Source organism: Falsirhodobacter sp. alg1 (assembly GCF_000739715.2).
In the GTDB taxonomy this organism is placed as follows: Bacteria; Pseudomonadota; Alphaproteobacteria; order Rhodobacterales; family Rhodobacteraceae; genus Falsirhodobacter.
The window spans coordinates 283,806-304,142 of sequence record NZ_BBJC02000004.1; the positions used below are offsets into that span (position 1 = coordinate 283,806).

The 20,337-nt window shown below is 62.3% G+C and carries 18 protein-coding genes and 2 tRNA genes; 2 read left to right on the forward strand and 18 right to left on the reverse strand.

What is annotated here, in order from left to right; translation table 11 throughout:
• The first annotated feature begins 321 nt into the window (after positions 1–321).
• Positions 322–1,272 (forward strand): polyprenyl synthetase family protein, encoded by a 951-nt coding sequence (locus tag TR36_RS09805; protein ID WP_052362614.1) that lies wholly within the window; start codon positions 322–324, stop codon positions 1,270–1,272.
• On the forward strand, positions 1,272–1,781 hold the full coding sequence (locus TR36_RS09810) for a sterol desaturase family protein (protein ID WP_045391242.1): 510 nt from the start codon (positions 1,272–1,274) through the stop codon (positions 1,779–1,781). Before TR36_RS09805 ends, TR36_RS09810 begins: the two co-directional genes overlap by 1 nt.
• Here the strand turns inward: TR36_RS09810 and TR36_RS09815 are convergent.
• The 18 genes from TR36_RS09815 to TR36_RS09900 all read right to left on the reverse strand — a co-directional run bounded on the left by TR36_RS09815 (position 1,763) and on the right by TR36_RS09900 (position 20,278).
• Positions 1,763–2,656, reverse strand: coding sequence for a phytoene/squalene synthase family protein (locus TR36_RS09815; RefSeq protein ID WP_045391239.1), 894 nt, complete (start codon positions 2,654–2,656; stop codon positions 1,763–1,765). The genes TR36_RS09810 and TR36_RS09815 overlap by 19 nt on opposite strands.
• Positions 2,653–4,107, reverse strand: a complete 1,455-nt coding sequence (locus TR36_RS09820) for a phytoene desaturase (protein WP_045391236.1) — start codon at positions 4,105–4,107, stop codon at positions 2,653–2,655. Before TR36_RS09820 ends, TR36_RS09815 begins: the two co-directional genes overlap by 4 nt.
• The gene (gene crtY, locus TR36_RS09825; protein ID WP_045391233.1) at positions 4,100–5,230 is read right to left on the reverse strand and encodes a lycopene beta-cyclase CrtY; all 1,131 of its coding nucleotides are present in this window, start codon (positions 5,228–5,230) and stop codon (positions 4,100–4,102) included. The genes TR36_RS09820 and crtY overlap by 8 nt, the downstream gene beginning before the upstream one ends.
• A gap of 137 nt (positions 5,231–5,367) precedes the next feature.
• A tRNA-Glu gene (locus tag TR36_RS09830) sits at positions 5,368–5,442 on the reverse strand.
• Between the two features lie 108 nt (positions 5,443–5,550).
• Positions 5,551–5,625: transfer RNA gene (locus TR36_RS09835), tRNA-Glu, on the reverse strand.
• A gap of 54 nt (positions 5,626–5,679) precedes the next feature.
• Positions 5,680–7,428 carry a single-stranded-DNA-specific exonuclease RecJ gene (recJ, locus tag TR36_RS09840; RefSeq protein ID WP_062763120.1) on the reverse strand — a complete coding sequence of 583 codons (1,749 nt, stop codon included), beginning with the start codon at positions 7,426–7,428 and terminating at the stop codon, positions 5,680–5,682.
• A gap of 52 nt (positions 7,429–7,480) precedes the next feature.
• Complete coding sequence (glpX, locus tag TR36_RS09845) at positions 7,481–8,449, reverse strand: class II fructose-bisphosphatase (protein ID WP_045391227.1); 969 nt, start codon at positions 8,447–8,449, stop codon at positions 7,481–7,483.
• Between the two features lie 78 nt (positions 8,450–8,527).
• On the reverse strand, positions 8,528–9,814 hold the full coding sequence (locus TR36_RS09850; protein ID WP_062763122.1) for a homoserine dehydrogenase: 1,287 nt from the start codon (positions 9,812–9,814) through the stop codon (positions 8,528–8,530).
• 58 nt (positions 9,815–9,872) lie between these two features.
• A complete protein-coding gene (locus tag TR36_RS09855) occupies positions 9,873–10,085 on the reverse strand; it encodes a hypothetical protein (RefSeq protein WP_045391221.1) in 213 nt (70 codons plus the stop codon).
• The gene (locus TR36_RS09860) at positions 10,082–10,567 is read right to left on the reverse strand and encodes a flavin reductase family protein (protein WP_045391955.1); all 486 of its coding nucleotides are present in this window, start codon (positions 10,565–10,567) and stop codon (positions 10,082–10,084) included. The genes TR36_RS09855 and TR36_RS09860 overlap by 4 nt, the downstream gene beginning before the upstream one ends.
• A 17-nt stretch (positions 10,568–10,584) precedes the next feature.
• Positions 10,585–12,048 (reverse strand): amidophosphoribosyltransferase, encoded by a 1,464-nt coding sequence (gene purF / locus TR36_RS09865; RefSeq protein WP_045391218.1) that lies wholly within the window; start codon positions 12,046–12,048, stop codon positions 10,585–10,587.
• An 82-nt stretch (positions 12,049–12,130) separates the two neighbouring features.
• Positions 12,131–12,730 (reverse strand): CvpA family protein, encoded by a 600-nt coding sequence (locus TR36_RS09870; protein WP_045391215.1) that lies wholly within the window; start codon positions 12,728–12,730, stop codon positions 12,131–12,133.
• Between the two features lie 15 nt (positions 12,731–12,745).
• A complete protein-coding gene (gene radA, locus TR36_RS09875) occupies positions 12,746–14,104 on the reverse strand; it encodes a DNA repair protein RadA (protein WP_062763124.1) in 1,359 nt (452 codons plus the stop codon).
• The gene (locus TR36_RS09880) at positions 14,104–14,850 is read right to left on the reverse strand and encodes an ABC transporter ATP-binding protein (protein WP_062763126.1); all 747 of its coding nucleotides are present in this window, start codon (positions 14,848–14,850) and stop codon (positions 14,104–14,106) included. The genes radA and TR36_RS09880 overlap by 1 nt, the downstream gene beginning before the upstream one ends.
• On the reverse strand, positions 14,847–15,629 hold the full coding sequence (locus tag TR36_RS09885; protein ID WP_045391206.1) for an ABC transporter permease: 783 nt from the start codon (positions 15,627–15,629) through the stop codon (positions 14,847–14,849). The genes TR36_RS09880 and TR36_RS09885 overlap by 4 nt, the downstream gene beginning before the upstream one ends.
• Positions 15,626–16,675 (reverse strand): alanine racemase, encoded by a 1,050-nt coding sequence (alr, locus tag TR36_RS09890; RefSeq protein ID WP_045391203.1) that lies wholly within the window; start codon positions 16,673–16,675, stop codon positions 15,626–15,628. Before alr ends, TR36_RS09885 begins: the two co-directional genes overlap by 4 nt.
• Positions 16,676–16,761: 86 nt before the next feature.
• Entirely contained in the window at positions 16,762–19,002 is a 2,241-nt protein-coding gene (gene ptsP / locus TR36_RS09895) for a phosphoenolpyruvate--protein phosphotransferase (protein WP_045391200.1), read from the reverse strand.
• Between the two features lie 19 nt (positions 19,003–19,021).
• Positions 19,022–20,278, reverse strand: coding sequence for an aspartate kinase (locus TR36_RS09900; RefSeq protein ID WP_045391197.1), 1,257 nt, complete (start codon positions 20,276–20,278; stop codon positions 19,022–19,024).
• Between the last annotated feature and the right edge of the window lie 59 nt (positions 20,279–20,337).

Genomic DNA, 20,337 nt, shown 5'->3' on the forward strand with positions numbered 1-20,337 from the left:
GGAAAGCGGCATCATCGCGCGGCAGGCGTTGCGAAAAGGCCGATCCACCCGCGCCGGACCTGCATTGCGGTCCATCGTCGCGGGCGCGCCGGCAGGGCGCGCGGAATTTCAACGTGATTTCAGCATGCAAGGCGAAAGAAAGGCCGCATTCCTATGGGCCGATATGCCATAAAAGGACCTGTGATTGTGGTAAATAGGGGGCTTTGGCCTTGCACCCGCTTGTCATGACGGGCTTTTGCATGGACGATGTTTGACATGGGGGGCGGTTCCTCCAGATAGTCAAATCGGACAGCCCGGCATACGGAAGCGATCAGCCCTGCAATGAATATTACGCCCGACCTTTCTGCGATTACCGATCAGACCGGCCGCTTCACCGCCTTTCGTGCCGCGCTGGATTTGCGGATGCGCCGGCATCTCGTGGCCCCGTCCGAAGCCCCGGCGCATCTCATGGCGGCCTCGGGAGCGGCCATTCTGTCACAGGGAAAGCGGATGCGGCCCTACCTTGTGGCACTGGCGGCCGAAGGGGCGGGCAACTCCGAGGCAATTCTGGATGCGGGATGCGCGCTGGAGATGGTTCATTCGGCGTCGTTGATACTGGATGATCTGCCCTGCATGGATGATGCCCAGTTGCGCCGGAACCAGCCTGCCACGCATATGGAATACGGCGAGGCGACGGCGATGCTGGCCGCCGTGGGCCTTTTGTCACAAGCGTTCGGCATTCTGGCGGCCCTGCCGGCCAGCGATGCGCAGCGGGTGGCGCTGGTGGCTACGATGAACCGCGCCGTGGGCTGGGCCGGTCTGGTTGGCGGGCAGGAATATGACGTCAACGGCTTTGCCCCCGAGGATCAGACCGACGGATCGGCTCTGGGCCGTATCGCGCGGGTCAACCGGATGAAGACCGGTATCCTGCTGGTTGCGGCCGTGGAGATGGGGGCAATTCTGGGCGGTCAGAGCACCGAGCGCCGCCTGTCGCTGGCGCGCTTTGCCGAGGATATGGGGCAGGCATTCCAGATCGCGGATGATCTGGGGGACCAGTTGGGCACGGCGGATACGATGGGCAAGGATGTGGGCAAGGATGCCGGCAAGACGACCTTCGTGGCCGAACTGGGCACCGATATGGCCCTTCGCCGCTGTCTTGAGCTGTTGCGGTCGGCGCAGGCGGCCCTAGATACAGCCGGAATTGATGCCGAACCCTTCGAGTGGTTGATCGATCAGATATTTGATCGCGACCGGTTGGCGGCGCAGGCGGACTGCCATGCGGAGGCAAGCTGATGGACTGGATTTTGCCGGTTGTGATCATCGTAGGCACGGTGTCCACAATGGAATACGTGGCCTGGGCGGCACATAAATACATCATGCACGGCTGGGGCTGGGGGTGGCATAAATCCCATCACGAAGAACGCCATGGCAAGTTCGAGCTGAACGACATGTATGCCGTCGTATTCGCCTTTATCGCCATCGGGTTGTTTGTCGTGGGGCAATGGGCATGGCGCCCCGCCACATGGTTCGGAATCGGCGTAACGCTGTATGGTATACTGTATTTTATCGCCCATGACGGGTTGGTGCACAAACGCTGGCCGTTCCATTACATCCCCCGCAAGGGATATGCCAAACGCCTGTATCAGGCCCACCGGCTGCACCATGCGGTTGAAGGCAAAGACGGATGCGTCTCTTTCGGCTTTGTCTATGCCCCGCCTGTGAAAGAGCTGGTCAAGCAATTGGACGAAAACAAGCGCACCGATCGTGATCTGGTGCGCGAGGTTCAGGAAGAGGGGCGCTGATACAGCCCCTCGCGCGGTTTTGCTCCGATGAACCGGCTGCGCGCGACATCCCAGATGGCGGCTACGAATAGCGCCGCCTTTTCCGGTTTGCTGGTGCTGATGCGATTGTCCCATGCTTCAGGTCCGCCGTGGCGCAGCTTCTGCCCGATGGCCCGATACACCCGCCTTGCGGCAGCGATGGCCAGGGCGGACCGGAATGGCAGGACGCCTATGCCGGCAAGCGCACTGTCATAATAACGGTCGGCTTCGTCCAGCAGATGCAGCGCGGACCGGTGCAAGGCCGCGCGGTCGGTGCCGGTCAGCACCTCGTCCGGCAGATAGACCCGCCCTGCGGCCTGATCCTCAACCACATCCCGTGCGATATTCGTAAGCTGGAAGCCCAGGCCAAGGTCGGATGCCCGGTCCAGCACAGCCGGATCCGTAACGCCCATGACGCGGGCCATCATCACGCCCACGCAGCCGGCCACGTAGTAGCAATAGTCCAGCAGATCATCCATCGTGGCATAATGGCGCTGATCCACATCCATGGCCATGCCTGTCAGCAGGGCCTGCGGATCGCGGTCTGGAATTGCATTGCGCGCCGAGACGCGCCGCAGGGATTCGAACACCGGATCATCCTGCGTCTCTCCACGCAGGGCCGAGGCGGTCTGCGCGCGCAATGTCTCCAGCCGCTGGCGCTGCCCGTCGCGAAAATCGGTGCGTTGTGCATGGCCCAGATCCTGCCCGTCGATCACATCGTCGCAGTGGCGGCACCATGCATAGAGCAGGACACAATCCTCGCGCGTGCGGGCATCGAAGATACGGGCGGCTGCGGCAAAACTCTTGGAGCCTTTTGCGATCGTGTCTTCGCCCATGGCGACAACGGCATCGGTCATATCATCAGGCCTGCGGTCGCCTCGGCCGAGCCGATGACGCCGGGAATTCCCGCCCCCGGATGCGTGCCCGCGCCCACGATATACATGTTCGTCAGCTTTTCATCTCGGTTGTGCGGCCGGAACCAGGCGCTTTGCGTCAGGATCGGCTCGATGGAAAACGCGCTGCCGTGGTGGGCGTTCAGCTCGTCACGGAAATCGAACGGCGTGAAGTGGCGAACCGTCATCAGATCCCGTCGCAGGTCCGGGATGTAATGCTCTTCCAGATAATCCAGAATGCGGTCGCGGTACTGCGGCCCTACCACATCCCAATCGATATCCGCCTGACCGAGGTGGGGCACGGGGGACAGCACGTAATAGGCGCTGCACCCTTCGGGGGCGAGGCTGTCATCCGTCACGGACGGGGCGTGCAGGTACAGCGAGAAATCATCCGGCAGATCCTTGCCATGGAAAATCTCGGAGATCAGGTCGCGATAGCGGTTTCCGAACAGCACCATGTGATGCCGCAGGTCCGGACGCTCTCCTCGCAGGCCGAAGTAGGTGACGAACAGGGACATCGAATGGCGTTTTCTGGCCAACGTTTCGCCCTTGGGGGCCGAAAGCAGCTTTTTGTAGGTGTGGACGACATCCGCATTGCTGGCGATCATGTCGAATGCATGGCGAGTGCCATTGACGCGCAGCGCGGTGGCGCGGTTGCCGTCCGTCTCGATCTCCTCGACCTCGGCATTCACGTGCAGCGTGCCGCCCAGATCCTGAAACAGGTTGACCATGCCCTGCACCAGCGCACCCGTTCCGCCCTTGGCGAACCAGACGCCGCCCTGACGTTCCAGCGCATGGATCAGGGCATAGATCGACGAGGTTTCGAACGGGTTGCCGCCCACCAGCAGCGTATGGAAGCTGAAGGCCTGCCTGAGCCTGTCATCCTTGATGAACTGGGCGACCATCGAATAGACCGACCGCCATGCCTGCAGCCGCATCAGTTGCGGTGCCGCTTTGATCATCGACTTGAAGTGCAGAAACGGTACGGTGCCCAGCTTTTCGTAGCCTTCGCGGTACACATCGCGCGAATAGGCCAGAAAATCGCGATACCCCTGAACATCGGCAGGGTTCTTTGCAGCGATCTGCGCGTCGATGGCATCCTGATCATCGGCATAATCGAAACGGTATCCGTCTTCCCAGCACAGCTGGTAGAAGGGGGCAACGGGCAGAAGGGTGACGTAATCTTCCATCCTGCGCCCGGACAGCGCCCACAGCTTCTTCAGGCAGTCGGGATCGGTGATGACCGTCGGGCCGGCATCGAAGGTGAAGCCCGCATCCTTGTAGACATAGGCCCGCCCGCCCGGCATATCGCGTTTTTCGAATACGGTGGTGGCGATGCCCGCCGATTGCAGGCGGATGGCTAGGGCAAGGCCGCCAAGCCCTGCACCGATCACGGCGGCGGTTCTGTCAGACATCGGAAATCCTCTCGGGCAGGGCGCGCAGGGCGCGGCGGATCGGAACCGGCGGTTTGCCGATCAGGATTCGCGCCATATCGGCAGGGGTGGTTCGGCCGGCATAGAACCGCTCTATCAACGGTTCGGGCAGGCGGTAGAAACGGTTCATGACGTGGCGGCGCTGTGCAGGATCGGCCGCGCGGAACAGCATCCTGTTCAGCAGACGGTAGAAGCGCGTGGTGCGGGACAGGGCATCCTGCCGGATGGCATGGGCGAGGGCGTCCGATCCCTTGTGCCAATGTGCCTCTACGACCGCCGATGTGCGCACGGCATCAGGCAGGGAATAGCCGGTGACAGGATGGAACTGGGCAGCCCGCATGCCGATACGGGGCAGATGCGCATCGGCCCAGAAGGCCTTGGGATCAAAGCCGAGCATCAGGGGCAGGGCGCCCTGCTCCTCGGCCAGAATGCGGGTGATCGTCCAGCCCTGGCTGTTCGCATATTCCCCGATGGCGGCACGGACCCCTTCGGCCGAAAGGGTGGCCGTATCGGAATAGCGCGTATCCTCGATCAGCAGGCGGTTCGGGCCAAAGGGCAGCACATAGACGAAGCGGTAGCCATCGACCTGATCCACCGTGGCATCCATGATGATGGGGCGGGTCAGGCCGTGGGGGGCGTCCAGCTCCACCTCTTGTCCAAGGAATTTCTGAAAGGCGATATCCATTGCCGGATGTGCCACAATCCCGCGGGCATCGATCACGCATCGGGTGTCTATACGTGTGCCATCGTCCAGCAGCATATGATCAGGTGACAGGCTTTGAACGCGCGCCTGCATCATGGTCAGCTGCGGATGCCGCAATGCCCCGGCCATGGAGGTCGGGGTGATGGTGGCATAGCCTGCACGCAGGCTGCGGATGTTTCCCGGAAACCGTACATCCTGCCCGGCCCATTGATAGGCAACGGCGGGTGCCAGCCATTCCCGATCGGAAGCGGAAATATCATGTTCATGGAAGGACCATGTCCGCCCCGTCAGCGGGGCAGGATCTGCCAGAATCACAGAGGGGCAATCCGGACGCGACAGCAGCCGCAGCGCCGTCAGGGCGGCGGCAAGGCCCGCCCCGGCAATGGCGATTTGTGTCTGCATCCAATCCTCATCCGGTTTCACGGAAAGGTAGCGGATACGTCTGAAAAGGCGAGGGGGATACTGGAAATATGCACGGATGGCGCGATAATAATATCGACTTGTCCGGCAACATTATCGCAAGCGATAAAAGGGTACCCTGGCAGCCCGTAGGGGAGTTGAACCCCTCTTTTCAGGTTGAAAACCTGACGTCCTAACCGATAGACGAACGGGCCACTTGGGTAGCGGGCTTTTACGAAACCGCTCCGGCACTTGCAAGAGAAAAAATTCAGCAAAGCCGATTTTATTTCAGGGTATTTTTGATTTTTTGAGGGAGGAAGAAGTGGCAGCCCGTAGGGGAGTTGAACCCCTCTTTTCAGGTTGAAAACCTGACGTCCTAACCGATAGACGAACGGGCCACTGTTTCTTGCGCGCTGTTTAGTCCGTGGATTATCGGCGCGCAAGAGGAAAAATCATTTTTCTTCGGCGGCATCTTCCAGACGCAACTGGACCTTGTTACGGCCGCCCCAGCTGTTCAGTTCCAACCGTCCGGCAAGGTGGAAACGCCGGTTGCCACCGGCTTCGAGCGCAGGGCCCAGAGGGCCATCGTAGGCGCCAAAGGCAATCGCCTCCACCCGGGCGCTGCCCAATCCGCCAAATGTCAGCTTCAAGTGGTTTTCCCCGATCTTGCGGGCGGAAACAGCCTGTGCGGCAAAGGCGAATCGCGGGGCGGGGGCCGAGGCGCCGAAAGGACCGGCGCTTTCGATCTGTTCCACCAGTTCGGGGTTGCATGCTTCCGGCATCAACAATCCGTCCAGCCGCAGGTCCGCAGGTCCGGCATCGCCCGCCCCCTGGCGGGCTAGCAGCTCGGACAGGCGCGCCATCGCTTCGGGCAGTTTCTTCTCGTCCACCGTCAGGCCTGCTGCCATTTTATGGCCGCCACCCTTGATCAGCAGCCCCTCGTCCGCCAGCCTGTGGATGGCTGCGCCCAGATCCACGCCGGAGACGGATCTGCCGGAACCTTTGCCGATTCCGTTTTCCAGCCCGATGACGATGGCGGGGCGATTCGTCGCCTCTTTCATGCGGGCGGCCACGATACCGACCACACCGGGGTGCCAGCCTTCGCCCGCCGCCCAGACCAGCGGACCTTCCAGCCCCCGCGCTTCGGCCTGCGCCAAGGCTTCGGCGCGGACATTCGCCTCTATCTCGCGGCGTTCGCGGTTCAGCTCGTCCAGTCGTGCGGCAAGGGTGGCGGCCTCTCGTGGATCATCCGTTGCCAGAAGGCGCGCGCCCAGATCGGCCTGTCCGATCCTGCCGCCGGCATTCACCCGCGGCCCCATGACAAAGCCAAGCGCATAGGCGGTCGGAGCCTCGGTCATGCGTGCCACATCTGCCAGCGCCACCAGGCCGGCCCGTTCGCGCCGGGCCATCACCTTCAGGCCCTGACGCACCAATGCACGGTTCACACCGATCAGCGGTGCCACATCGGCCACGGTGGCCAGCGCCACCAGATCCAGCAGGGCGATGAGGTCGGGCGCCTTCGACCCCTCCAGCCGCAATCTGCGGTTCGCCTCTACCAGAACCAGAAATACCACGGAGGCCGCGCAGAGATGCGCCAACGCTCCCGTTTCATCCTGACGGTTCGGGTTGACCACAGCCAGCGCCGGCGGCAGCGTTTCCGCGCCGAGGTGGTGATCCAGCACCAGTACATCCGTCCCCGCTGCTGCGGCAATCGCCTCATGGCTGAGGGTGCCGCAATCCACGCAGATGATCAGATCATGTCTGGATGCCAGATCCCGCATTGCGGGCGGATTGGGGCCGTAGCCCTCGTCGATCCGGTCGGGGATATACAGGGTGGCACCCATTCCCATGCCCCGCAGCCAGATCATCAGCAAGGCCGCCGATGATCCGCCGTCCACATCGTAATCGGCAAAGATCGCGATTCTCTGGCGCTGGCGCACCGCGCGCAGGAAGCGTTCGGTGGCAGGGCCCATATCACGCAAGGTCATCGGATCGGGCAGAAGATCGCGCAGTGCAGGCGCCAGATAGCTGGCGGCATCTTCGGGCGACACGCCGCGTCGGGCCAATGTGCGGCAAAGGGGCAGGGGCAGGCGCGTGGTCTGGGCCATCGCCTCGGCCATGCGTTCATCCTCGGCCGCCGGGCCGATCCAGCGGCGTCCGGTAAGCGAGCGTTCGACGTTCAGGAATGCGGGGGTTGTCATGGCGGTTTTCTAACCGCTCGGGCGGCCCTTGAACAGGGCCGCCGCGCAGGCATCAGATGGCTTTGACGGGGTTGCGATAGGTCATGCGGCGAACCGACCCGGTGCGCGAGCGCATGAGGATGGTTTCCGTGGTGACCCAGCCCAGTTCCCGCTTGATGCCGGCAACCAGATCACCGTCCGTCACGCCCGTTGCGGCAAAGATCACGTCGCCGGTCACCAGCTCATCCTTGGTGTAGATGCGGTCCAGATCCTCGATCCCGGCCTTGCGGGCGCGGCCGATTTCATCATCGTTGCGGAACAGAAGTTTGCCGTACATCTGGCCGCCCATGCATTTCAGCGCAGAGGCTGCGAGCACGCCCTCGGGGGCGCCGCCCGAACCCATGTACATGTCGATGCCGGTGCCCGGTGTCGCGCAATGCATGACGCCCGCAACATCACCATCGGTGATCAGACGGATGGCGGCACCCGTGGCACGAACCTCTGCGATCAGGTCGATGTGGCGGTCCCGTTCCAGAATGCAGACGGTAATGTCTTCGGCGGTACCGCCCTTGGCCTTGGACAGGGCATGGACGCGTTCGGTCGGGGTCATGTTCATCGTGACGGTATCAACAGGATACCCCGGACCAATGGCCAGTTTTTCCATATAGACGTCGGGGGCGTGCAGAAGGGTGCCGCGCGGTGCCATCGCGATGACCGTCAGCGCGTTCGGCATGTCCTTGGCCGTCAGGGTTGTCCCTTCCAGCGGGTCCAGCGCGATATCCACGGCGGGGCCGTTTCCGGTGCCGACCTTTTCACCGATGTACAGCATCGGGGCCTCGTCACGCTCTCCCTCGCCGATGACCACGACACCTGCGATATCCAGCAGGTTCAGCTGGTCACGCATGGCGTTTACGGCAGCTTGATCGGCGGCTTTTTCGTCGCCGCGCCCGATCAGGCGGTGCGAGGCCAAGGCAGCGGCCTCGGATACCCGCGCCAAGCCGAGTGATAGCATACGGTCTTGAAATTGTTCTGCGTCGGCCATGTTGCCCCTCATCTCCTCATTACGCTTCAAGTGGTAGAGCGCGGGGAGAGGAGGGGCAAGTATGGTGGCGCTAACGCTTCAAACGTCTTCGATTCTGAGGGCCACAGGCTCTCCGACAACGACATTCGTGGCGCGTGCGGCGGCCATGGCGGTCAGGATATCGTCGCGTGTTGCCTTATGCGTCACGATCAATACGGGCGCGTCACCGTCCGAATGGCCGTATTGGCGCATCCGGTTGATGGAAACGCCGGCATCGCCCAGCTTTGTCGCGACCTTGGCCAGCGCGCCGGGCTTGTCCACCAGACGGATCCGCAGGTACCACGCGGAAGGGGCGGCGGAATGGGCCGAGACCGTTTCAGCCAGCTTGGTGGCGGGGATGCCGAACACCGGCGTGCGGATGCCGCGCGCAAGATCGATCACATCGCCCATGACCGCGCTGGCGGTCGGCCCGCGGCCGGCGCCTGCACCGCGCAGAACGATCTGGCCCACGGCATCGCCTTCGACCACGACCATGTTCGTGCCGCCCGAAAGTTGCCCCAACGGGCTGTCTTGCGGGACAAGGCAGGGTGTCATGCGTTGTTCCAGACCGCGTCCGGTCATCTGTGCGACGCCCAGAAGCTTGATCCGGTACCCCATGTCGCCTGCACGCTGGATATCGTCGACAGAAATGGCGCCGATCCCTTCCATCTCGATCCCGTCGAAAGCCACTTTGGTGCCGAACGCGATCGAGGACAGCAGGCTGAGTTTGTGGCTGGCATCGATGCCCCCCACGTCCAGATTCGGATCCGCCTCAAGGTAGCCCAGGGCGCGTGCCTCTTCGAAGACCATTTCATAGGGCAGGCCCGCATCTTCCATCCGTGTCAGGATATAATTGCAGGTGCCGTTCATCACGCCCATCACCCGGCGGATGCTGTTCCCGGCAAGGCCTTCGGTCAGGGATTTGATGATCGGTATGCCACCGGCAACGGCAGCTTCGAAGCGGATGGTGCAGCCGGCTGCCTCGGCCTTTTCAGCCAATGCCTGTCCGTAATGGGCCAGCAGCGCCTTGTTGGCAGTGACCACATCCTTGCCCGCCTCCAGTGCGGCTTCGGTTGCGGCGCGCGCGGCACCTTCGTGTCCGCCCATCACCTCGACAAGGATATCCACATCATCCCGGCGGGCCAAGGCGACAGGATCATCCTCCCAGGCGAAGCCGGACAGATCGATGCCGCGGTCGCGTTTCGGATCACGGGCCGAAATGGCTGTAATAATAATTGGGCGGCCCGCCCGCATCGCAATCATTTCGGCGTGGTTCTGGATAATTTCGATGACGCCAATGCCGACCGTTCCAAGGCCGGCAAGACCAATACGCAGGGGAGCGGGCATGTATCCTCCGATGATAACAGTGAACGTGTTATCCCGTCGGGACCAGTCTTTCCAGCCCTTAGCGCAATGCGTCTGCACGGGCGCGCAGGGCTGCGCCTTTTGCGCGCAGCGATTCCTGCGTTTCGACATCGGTCAGATCATTGCCCGTACGGGCGGCAATTGCGTCGCGGGTCAGCAGCACGGGGGCAGGGCCGTCATCAGCCTCTATCGGGCCGATATCAGGACGCACCGTGCAAGCCGAGAGGGCAAGCAGCAATAGAAGGGGCTTCACGCGGTGAATCCCCCGAATCGCCCCTGGCTGAAGATCAGCGGTTCCCCGGCTCCCACCGTCACGCGGCCCACACGGCCAACGATGATCAGGTGGTCCCCACCGTCATGGGTGGCATGGGTGTCGCATTCGAAGCGGGCAAGTGTGCCCTCCAGCAAGGGGGCGCCCCCCTCGCTCAATTCATGCGGGAGGCCGTCGAACCCGGGGCCATTCCGCCCGAAGGCCGAAGACACATGCGTCTGATCCTGTGCCAGCACATGAATTGCAAAATGCCTTGCTCGTTCGAAATGGTGGAAACGAGAGGACGACCGTGCCGGTGACCAGAGAACGAGCGGCGGATCCAGAGAAACAGAAGCGAAGCTGTTGGCGACCATGCCGACAGGCCCCTGTTCCGTCATCGTGGAAACCAGGGTCACCCCCGTCGCGAATTTCCCCAAGGCGTCGCGCAGGGAAATCGCATTCTCACCGGCCTGAAATGTCGTCATGCCCAACCTGTCGATGTTCACTCGGCTGCAGTTTTCATTTCGAAACCTTCGGCCAGTTTGTCCGTCGGGGCAACAGGGTATTCACCCGAGAAGCAGGCATCACAATAACGCGGTGCCACGGGATTCCGGCCTTCGGCCTCTCCGGCGGCGCGATACAGACCGTCCAGAGAGATGAAACGCAGCGAATCGACGCCGATCCAGTCGCGCATCTCTTCTTCGGACATATTGGCCGCCAGAAGCTTTGACCGTTCCGGGGTGTCCACCCCGTAGAAGCAGGGCCATGCCGTGGGCGGAGAGGCGATGCGGAAGTGAACCTCGGCCGCGCCTGCATCAAGGATCATATCCTTGATCTTGCGGCTGGTGGTGCCCCGTACAACCGAATCGTCCACGAGGATGACGCGTTTTCCACGGATCAGGGCACGGTTCACGTTCAGCTTCAGCCGGACGCCCATGTTGCGGATCTGCTCGGTCGGTTCGATGAAGGTCCGGCCCATGTACTGGTTGCGGATGATCCCCATCGCATAGGGAATACCGGATTCCTGGCTGAAACCGATGGCCGCCGGTGTGCCGCTGTCGGGCACGGGGCAGACGAGATCGGCATCCACCGGCGCCTCTCGCGCCAGCTCCACGCCGATCTGGCGACGGGTTTCATAGACGGAACGGCCGCCGAGAATGGAATCAGGGCGGGAAAAATAGACATGCTCGAAAATGCAGAACCGCGATTTCGCAGGCGCGAAGGGGCGGGAGGAGACGATCTCGCCATCCTCGATCACAACCATCTCGCCAGGTTCGACCTCACGCAGGAACTTTGCCCCGATGATGTCCAGACCGCATGTTTCGGACGAAAGGGCATAACCTTCACCAACCTTGCCCAGAACCAGCGGGCGGACGCCCAGCGGATCGCGCACGCCGATCAGTTTGGTGCGGGTCATGGCGATGACCGAGAACGCCCCTTCGACACGGCGGAGGGCATCCTTCATCCGTTCGGGAACGGTCTGCTGGATCGACCGCGCCATCAGATGGATGATGCACTCGGAATCTGATGAGGACTGGAAGATCGAACCGCGTTCGATTAGTTCCTTGCGAAGCTGGGCGGCATTGGTCAGGTTGCCGTTGTGGGCAATCGCTGCCCCGCCCATCGAAAACTCGCCAAAGAAGGGCTGCACGTCGCGGATCGCGGTTGCCCCTTTGGACCCGGCGGTCGAATAGCGGACGTGACCGATGGCCAGTTCGCCGGGCAACGTCTGCATCACGTCGGCGCTGGTGAAGTTGTCGCGGACATAGCCGAACCGGCGTGCAGAGTTGAAGCCGTGTTCGGGGTGGTGTGTCACGATCCCCGCAGCTTCCTGTCCGCGGTGCTGCAACGCGTGCAGGCCAAGCGCGCAGAAATTCGCGGCGTCAGCGACGCCGATCACGCCGAATACACCGCATTCTTCCTTCAACTTGTCATCGTCAAAGGGGTGGGCAAGAAAGGGCCGCATGCTCGCGCTCCGAATCCGTTGGATTGCCCTCCGTTTAGAGGGTAACGCGTCTGCTGTCACCCTCTGGCAAACGAAAAGACAATCAGTTTTGCGGTGCTGCCGGAACTTCAGGCGCTATTGGCTGAACGGGCACACCACAGCGGCCAACCAATTGTTCATAGCGGCTCATGATCCAACCGGGCGCGTCATCGGGCACCTGATCGTCGATCTTCGACTGGAACGACGAGAACACATGGGCCGCGCGCGAATTATCGACCATGGGCACTGTTTGCGCCCCGATCACACGGTCATAGACAAGAAAGGCGACGGCAACCAGCAGGATGCCACGTGCCGCACCGAACAGGAACCCGAGCGCCTGATCCACGGTGCCGACCGCAGTGCCCTGAATTGTCGAGGACAGAAGCGGCGTGAACAGCGAGATGATGACCAGCGCCAGTGCAAAGATCGCCATGAACGCCACGACCATCGACAGCTCGCAGCTGTCACCCAGGAAATCGCCGACCACCGGTATCTCACGCACCAGGGGTTCGATCGCACCTGCAAAGGTAAAGGCCAGAACCGCCGCGGCGATCCATCCGACAATGGCCATCACTTCGCGCACCAGCCCGCGGGCATAGGCAAGAATGGCCGACAGAACGATGACCACCGCAACTACGGCATCGATGATTGTAAAGCCGTCCATGTATTCCCTCTCCGGTCAGCCGGCCCCGAACACTTCGCCAACAAAGGCGGTCAGGTCGGCCATCTGCCGCACATCCATTCCCTCTACCGATCCGAGCTTGGAGCGGCTTGGGGCAATCGCCCGTGTGAAACCAAGTTTCGAGGCTTCTTTCAACCTGTTTTCGGTCTGCCCGACCGGGCGAAGCGCTCCGGACAGGCTGATTTCACCGAAAAGAACCATGTCGGGCGGAATTGCAACATCTTCACGCGCCGAAAGAAGCGCTGCTGCAACAGCCAAATCGGCGGCCGGCTCATTCACCCGCATCCCGCCAGCTACGTTCAAGAATACGTCAAGACCGGCAAAGGGAATGGCGCAACGCGCTTCCAGCACAGCCAGAATGGTGGACAGCCTGCCGGAATCCAGCCCGACCACCGTGCGACGCGGGGTGCCGAGCGGCGAGGGGGCAACCAGCGCCTGAATTTCGGTCAGGACGGGGCGCGTACCTTCGATCCCCGCGAATACGGCAGAACCGGGGGCGGGCTTGTCCCGCTCGGACAGGAACAGGGCCGAAGGGTTGGCCACTTGGGCCAGCCCGTCCCCCGTCATTTCGAAGACCCCGATTTCATCGGCAGGTCCGAAACGGTTCTTTACGGCCCGCAGGATACGGAACTGGTGGCCCCGCTCCCCTTCAAAATAGAGAACCGTATCGACCATGTGTTCGACGACACGCGGCCCGGCAATCTGCCCTTCCTTGGTGACATGCCCGACCAGAATGACGGCAACGCCGCGCGTCTTGGCAAATGTGACCAGTTCGTGGGATGCGGCCCGGACCTGGCTGACCGAACCGGGGGCGCTTTCGATGTTGTCCATCCACATCGTCTGGATGGAATCGATGATGGCCAGCGCCGGACGCTCCCGGTCCAATGTGGTCAGAATCTCGCGCAGGTTGGTTTCCGCGCCAAGCGCAACAGGGGCATGGGCCAATCCCAGCCGCTGTGCACGCATCCTGACCTGCGCCGAGGATTCCTCGCCCGAAATATAGAGACACTTCAGCCCCGACAGGGCAAAGCTGGCCGCAGCCTGCAGAAGCAGCGTCGATTTCCCGATGCCGGGATCGCCGCCCACCAGAATGGCCGAGGCGGAAACCAGCCCGCCACCCAGTACGCGGTCCAGTTCGTCCATGCCGGAAGAGGCGCGCGGGGGCGGGGCCTCTTCAGTGGCAAGATCGGTCAGTTCGATCCCCTTGCCGCGTGCCGCGCCAAGCGTTTTCGGTCCCGAGGACAGGGGCGCCTCTTCCACGATGGAGTTCCACGCACCGCAGGCATCACACCGTCCGGCCCATTTGCGGTGGGCCGCACCGCAGGCGGTGCAGGTGAATGCGGCTGCCTTGGCCATCAGCGCACGCTTTCGATCGGCCCCTCGGCCCGCCCGTGGATGAACTGCTGGACGTAGGGATCATCCGTGGCATCCAGATCGGCAACGGGGCCTGACCAGCGCACCTTGCCGCCGTGCAGCATTGCCACATTGTCGGCAATCGCGCGGACCGAGGTCATGTCATGAGTGATCGTCATCGCGGTCGCCCCCATTTCGGTCACAATCTCGCGGATAAGGTCGTTGATGACGCCGGACATGATCGGATCAAGGCCCGTGGTCGGCTCGTCGAAAAAGATGATCTCGGGTTCGGCGGCAATGGCACGGGCAAGCCCCACGCGTTTCTGCATGCCGCCTGACAGTTCGGCAGGAAACTGGTCGGCCACATCCGGCTTCAGCCCGACGCGGCGCAGTTTCTCGATGGCGATTTCGCGGGCCTCGTGCTTCGGCAGGGTCTGCTTGCCGTGACGAAGGCGGAATGCCACATTTTCCCAGACGCGAAGGGAGTCGAACAGCGCCCCCCCTTGGAACAGCATTCCGAAACGGGCCAGAAAAGCATCCCGGTCGCCTTTGGCCACATCCTTGCCATCCAGCGTAATCGTGCCGCTGTCTGGCCGGATCAGGCCGAGGACCGATTTCAGAAGGACCGATTTTCCGGTGCCCGAACCGCCGATGATCACCATGCTGGTGCCTTTGGCGATATTCAGGTCAACGCCGCTCAGGACGTGTTTCGGCCCGAAAGCCTTGTGAACGTTTGTAAGTTCTATCATGACCCGAAGAACACCCTTGTCAGCAGGAAGTTCGATGCGAGGATCAGCACCGAGGCGGCAACCACCGCGGATTTGGTGGCGGTCCCGACGCCCTGCGCGCCGCGCCCGGAATACATCCCGTGATATACGCCCATCAGGGCAATGATGAATCCGAAGGCCGCGCCCTTTACCAGGCCGGAGCCTACGTCCCAGAATTGCAGGAAATCGGCGGTATTCTTGATATAGGTGGCCGAATTGAAGCCAAGCTGGTTCACGCCCACCAGCCACCCCCCGGCAATGCCGATCACATCGCCAACCGCCACCAGAACTGGCATGACCAGAACGGCTGCCACCACCCTTGGCACGGCCAGATACTTGATCGGGTTGGTCGAAAGGGTGGTCAGCGCATCGATCTGCTCGGTCACCTTCATCGTGCCGATTTCCGCCGCAATGGAGGAAGTGACCCGTGCCGCAACCATCAGGCCGCCCAGAACCGGCCCGAGTTCACGGACCATGCCAAGCGCGGTGATGGAGGGGACCGCCGCCTCGGCACCGTAGCGTGCGCCACCGGCATAGATCTGCAAGGCAAGCGCACCGCCGGTGAACAGGGCCGTCATCGCGACGACCGGCAGGCTGAACCAGCCGATCTGCATCACCGCGGCAAAGAATTCGCGCGGATAGAAGGGCGGGCGCAGGATGTGGCTGACAACCTGTGCGGCGAAAATCGAAATGCGGCCGATACCGGCCAGCATCGCCATGACAGGACGGCCGATCGCGGCAAGCGGTGCGGTCAAGATCATAGGTCATCCCCTGAATAACGGCGCTGGTATCGCGCGCCAAGCGAGGTCATGACCTCATAGCCGATAGTGCCGGCGGCATCCGCCAGATCGTCCGCGGTCTGATGCGGGCCAAGGATGTCCAGCGCGGTCGGCACCTCCTTCAGATGGGAGATATCGACCGTGACGAGATCCATCGACACGCGGCCGATCAGCGGGCAGGGGGTTGATCCGGCCCAAAGTCGGGTATTGTTCGAAAGTGTGCGCATCAGCCCGTCGGCATATCCGGCGGCGACCGTGGCGACAAAGGCAGGCGCCTCGGCACGCCATGTTCCCGAATATCCGACAACCTCGCCCGCGGCCACTTCCCGCGTCTGGATGACGGGCAGCGACAGGCGCACGGCAGGCTGTCCGGCATCATAGGGGCGACCGCCATAAAGGCCGATTCCCGGGCGCGTCAGATCGAAGTGATAGCGTTCGCCCAGAAGAATGCCGCCAGTGGCCGAGAGCGAGCGCGGAACACCGCAGCCATCGGTCATGGCGCGAAATTCGGCCAGTTGCGCCTCGTTCATCGGATCGTCGGGCGTGTCGGAACAGGCCAGATGCGACATGACCAATTCCGGCCCCAGCTCCAGCACCATCGAGGCCACAGCTTGCCATTCGGCCATTTCTAATCCCAGCCGGTTCATTCCGGTATCCAGCTGGATACCGAAGGAATGTCCGGGCAGTGATTCCACATGGCGCATGATCTGATCGACGGAATTCAGCATCGGCGTCAGGTCAAGATCACGGATAAGGGCGGCGTCGCCCTCCATATGCCCCGAGAACACATTGATCTGGGGACCGGTGCCAAGCGCCTTGCGGATGGCGGCCCCCTCTTCGGCGGCGGCCACGAAAAAGCGGCGTGCCCCGGCCTTGGCAAGGGCATGTGAAACGCGTCCCGACCCCAGGCCATAGGCATCCGCCTTGACCACGGCCCCGGTCTGGGTGTCGGGGCCTGTCATACGGCTGAGGGTGCGCCAGTTGGCGGCAATTGCGTCGAGGTCGATGGAAAGATGTGCGCTGGCCATAGGGGGTGTTTCGACAGTCATAGCTACAAGGTCAAGGGCAAAGCGGTTTTCGCTCGCTCACAGGCTGGTCAGCGCCGATTGGGTGATCAGTCCGATGTCTGCATTGCCAGCCAGTCCGTTACCGGCTGGCGGGCATTCTCGCCGTCCATGATGGCGGTTTTGATGACGCCCTGCAGCTGGGTCAGATCGATCCGTCGCAGCAATGTCTTGACCGGGCCGATGGAGGCGGGACGCATGGACAGGGTGCGGATGCCAAGGGCGGCAAAACACATCGCCTCTATCGGGCGGCCTGCATCCTCTCCGCAGAACGACAGATCGGTGTTGAATTCCTGACAGCGCGCCACGATGCGGCAGATGAATTCCAGAAAGGACGGGCTGAGCGTGTCATACCGGCGGCGTACCAGTTCGTTTTCACGATCGGCGGCAAAGAAGAACTGCTTCAGATCGTTTCCGCCGATAGAGATGAAATCCACCTCGCGGAAGAAGCGGTCGGGGGCAAAGGCCAGCGCGGGGGTTTCCAGCATGGCACCGATGCGGATCGTACGCGGGATGACATGACCCAGCATCCGTTCACGCTCCAGCTGGGCGTCCAGCATGGCACGGGCGTCATAGAATTCGGACCCTTCGGCGATGAAGGGGAACATGAGCGACATCGGCTCGCCCCGATGCGCGCGGATCAGGGCCTGCAACTGCATCCGCAGGATGCCGGGCTTGTCCAGCCCGACGCGTATGGCACGCCAGCCCATTGCCGGGTTGGGCTCGTCATGCGGTTTCATGTAGGGCAGAACCTTGTCCGACCCGATGTCGAGGGTGCGGAAGGTCACGCCCCGTCCTTTGGCTGCATCCAGCACGCGGGCATAGATTGCTGCCAGTTCCTCACGGCGGGGCATCTGGTTCCGGATCAGGAACTGCAGTTCCGTCCGGAACAGGCCCACACGTTCTGCGCCGGAATGTTCCAGCGACGGAAGATCCGCCATCAGCCCCGCGTTCATATGCAGTGCCGTGATCGTGCCGCAGCGTGATTCTGCCGGCAGGCTGCGCAGCGAGGCATAGCGTTCCTGCGCCTGCGCCTGCATTGCCATCTTGTCACGGAAAGAGCGTGCGATGGTTTCCTCGGGGCGCAGATGCACGATGCCCTGATCGCCGTCCACCACGATGGCGTTGCCGTTCAATGCTTCGGACAGGATGCGGTCCGCATGGATGACCAGGGGAATTGCCAGGGCACGTGCCACGATTGCGGCATGCGACCCGACCGACCCCTCTTCCAGCACGATGCCCTTCAGCTTGCGCCCGTAGTCCAGCAATTCGGCAGGGCCGATATTCCGGGCCACCAGCACCGGATCCGCGGGCATCTCGGCCCCCGTATCCGTGCCCTGACCCGTCAGGATGCGCAGCAGGCGGTTTGCCAGATCGTCCAGATCATGCAGGCGATCCCGCAAATAGGCGTCGGGCACCTGTTCCATGCGGGCGCGGGTGGCCGACTGTTCTTTCTGCACCGCGGCCTCGGCGGACAGACCACGGGCGATATCCTCTTCCATCCGGCGCAGCCAGCCGCGCGAATGGGCGAACATGCGATAGGCCTCAAGAACCTGCCGCTGTTCCTTGTCCAGTGTGGCGACCGAAAGCAGATCATCCACGGAGACCCGCAGGCGATCCACGGCGGCGCGGATACGTTCGATCTCTGTCAGAGGGTCTTCGGCCACCGGATTGGTCACGACCACGCGGGGTTCGTGCAGCCAGACGTGCCCTTCGGCCACGCCCTCCTGTCCGGTGCTGCCGCGCACCATCAGCGGGTGGGTATGCTTGCCCGCCATCGCCTCGTCGCTGTTGAAGGCGCCCAGTTCGGCCATCTCGGCCAGCACCATCGCCACCACTTCCAGCGCATCGACCTCGTCTTCGGCATAGACGCGGGCGACCTTGGATTGCACCACCAGCACGCCCAGACGTTCGCCGATCCGCTGGATCGGAACGCCCAGAAACGCAGGATAGGCTTCCTCACCCGTTTCGGGCATGTAGCGGAAGCCCTTGGCGGCCGGGGCATTTGCCGTATTCATCGGTTCGCCCTTGCGGGCAACCTGGCCGACCAGCCCTTCACCCAGCTTCAGGCGGGTCTGGTGGACGGCCTCGGCCTTCAGGCCTTCGGTGGAACACAATTCCAGCGTTTCCGGATCACGGAACAGATAGATCGAGCACACTTCCGAGTGCATCGAATCCGCGATCAGGTTGGTGATACGGTCCAAGCGGTCCTGCCCTTGACCGGGCAGGGCCAGACTGTCACGCAAGCGCCTCAGAAGTTTGCGGCTATCGCTGTCATTGCGTTTCGGCACGGGTGGTCCCCCTTGTGCGTCAGGCCTTCTCCAGATCAAAGGCATCATGGAGCGCTTGAACAGCGAGTTCCATATATTTCCGGTCGATCAGAACCGAAATCTTGATCTCGGACGTGGCGATAACCTTGATGTTCACATTGTCTGCCGACAGCGCCTTGAACATCTTGGCCGCGACGCCTGCGTGGCTGCGCATGCCGATGCCGACCACCGACACCTTCGCCACATCATCATCAACCACCATCTCTTCGTAGTTTATCAGGCCCTTTGCCTTGGCATCTTCCATGGCCTGTTTCGCCCGCGCCACCTGATTGACAGGGCAGGAGAAGGTCATGTCCGTCACCGAGCCGGGATAATCCTCGTAATCCCGCTCCGAGATGTTCTGGACGATCATGTCCACGTTCACGCCCGCATCGGCCAGAGGCCCGAAGATGGAGGCGGCGATACCCGGACGGTCCTCGACCGTGACCAGCGTGACCTTGGCTTCGTCGCGCGAATAGGCGACGCCAGAAACTACTTTCGATTCCATGATATCATCCTCGTCGCAGACCAGGGTTCCAGATGTTTCGTCCGTATCCTCGAAGGAGGACAGGACGCGCAATTTCACCTTGTAGCGCATCGCCAGTTCGACCGAACGGGTCTGCAGCACCTTTGCCCCGAGGCTTGCCAGCTCCAGCATTTCCTCGAACGCGATCCGGTCCAGCTTGCGGGCCTTGGACGTGATGCGCGGGTCGGTGGTATAGATGCCGTCGACATCGGTGTAGATGTCACACCGCTCGGCCCCGAAGGCGGCAGCAAAGGCGACCGCGGTCGTATCCGATCCGCCACGACCCAGCGTGGTGATCCGGCCTTCGGGTGAAACCCCCTGAAAGCCTGCGACAACCGCAACCTTGAACCCTTCGGCAAACTTTGCCTCGATGTTGGTTCGCGGAATATCCAGAAACCGTGCCGCCGAATGCGCGGAGGTGGTGTTGATCGGCACCTGCCAGCCCTGCCACGACCGTGCAGGCACATCCATTTCCTGCAACGTCAGCGCCATCAGGCCCGCCGTCACGTTTTCGCCGCTGGATACGATCGCATCGTATTCCCGCGCGTCGAACAGCGGAGAGGTCTGTTCGACCCATCCCACCAGTTCGTTTGTCTTGCCAGACATTGCGCTGACGATGACGATGACGTCATAGCCGCGCGCAACCTCTGCCTTGACCTTGTTCGCCGCGTTCTTGATGCGCGACAAGTCGGCCACTGATGTGCCGCCAAATTTCATGACAAGAGTTGGCATAGGTTCCCCCCCTCTGCCGGACATACGGGGACCCCCTTAGCGATCCGCTTCGCCAAGGG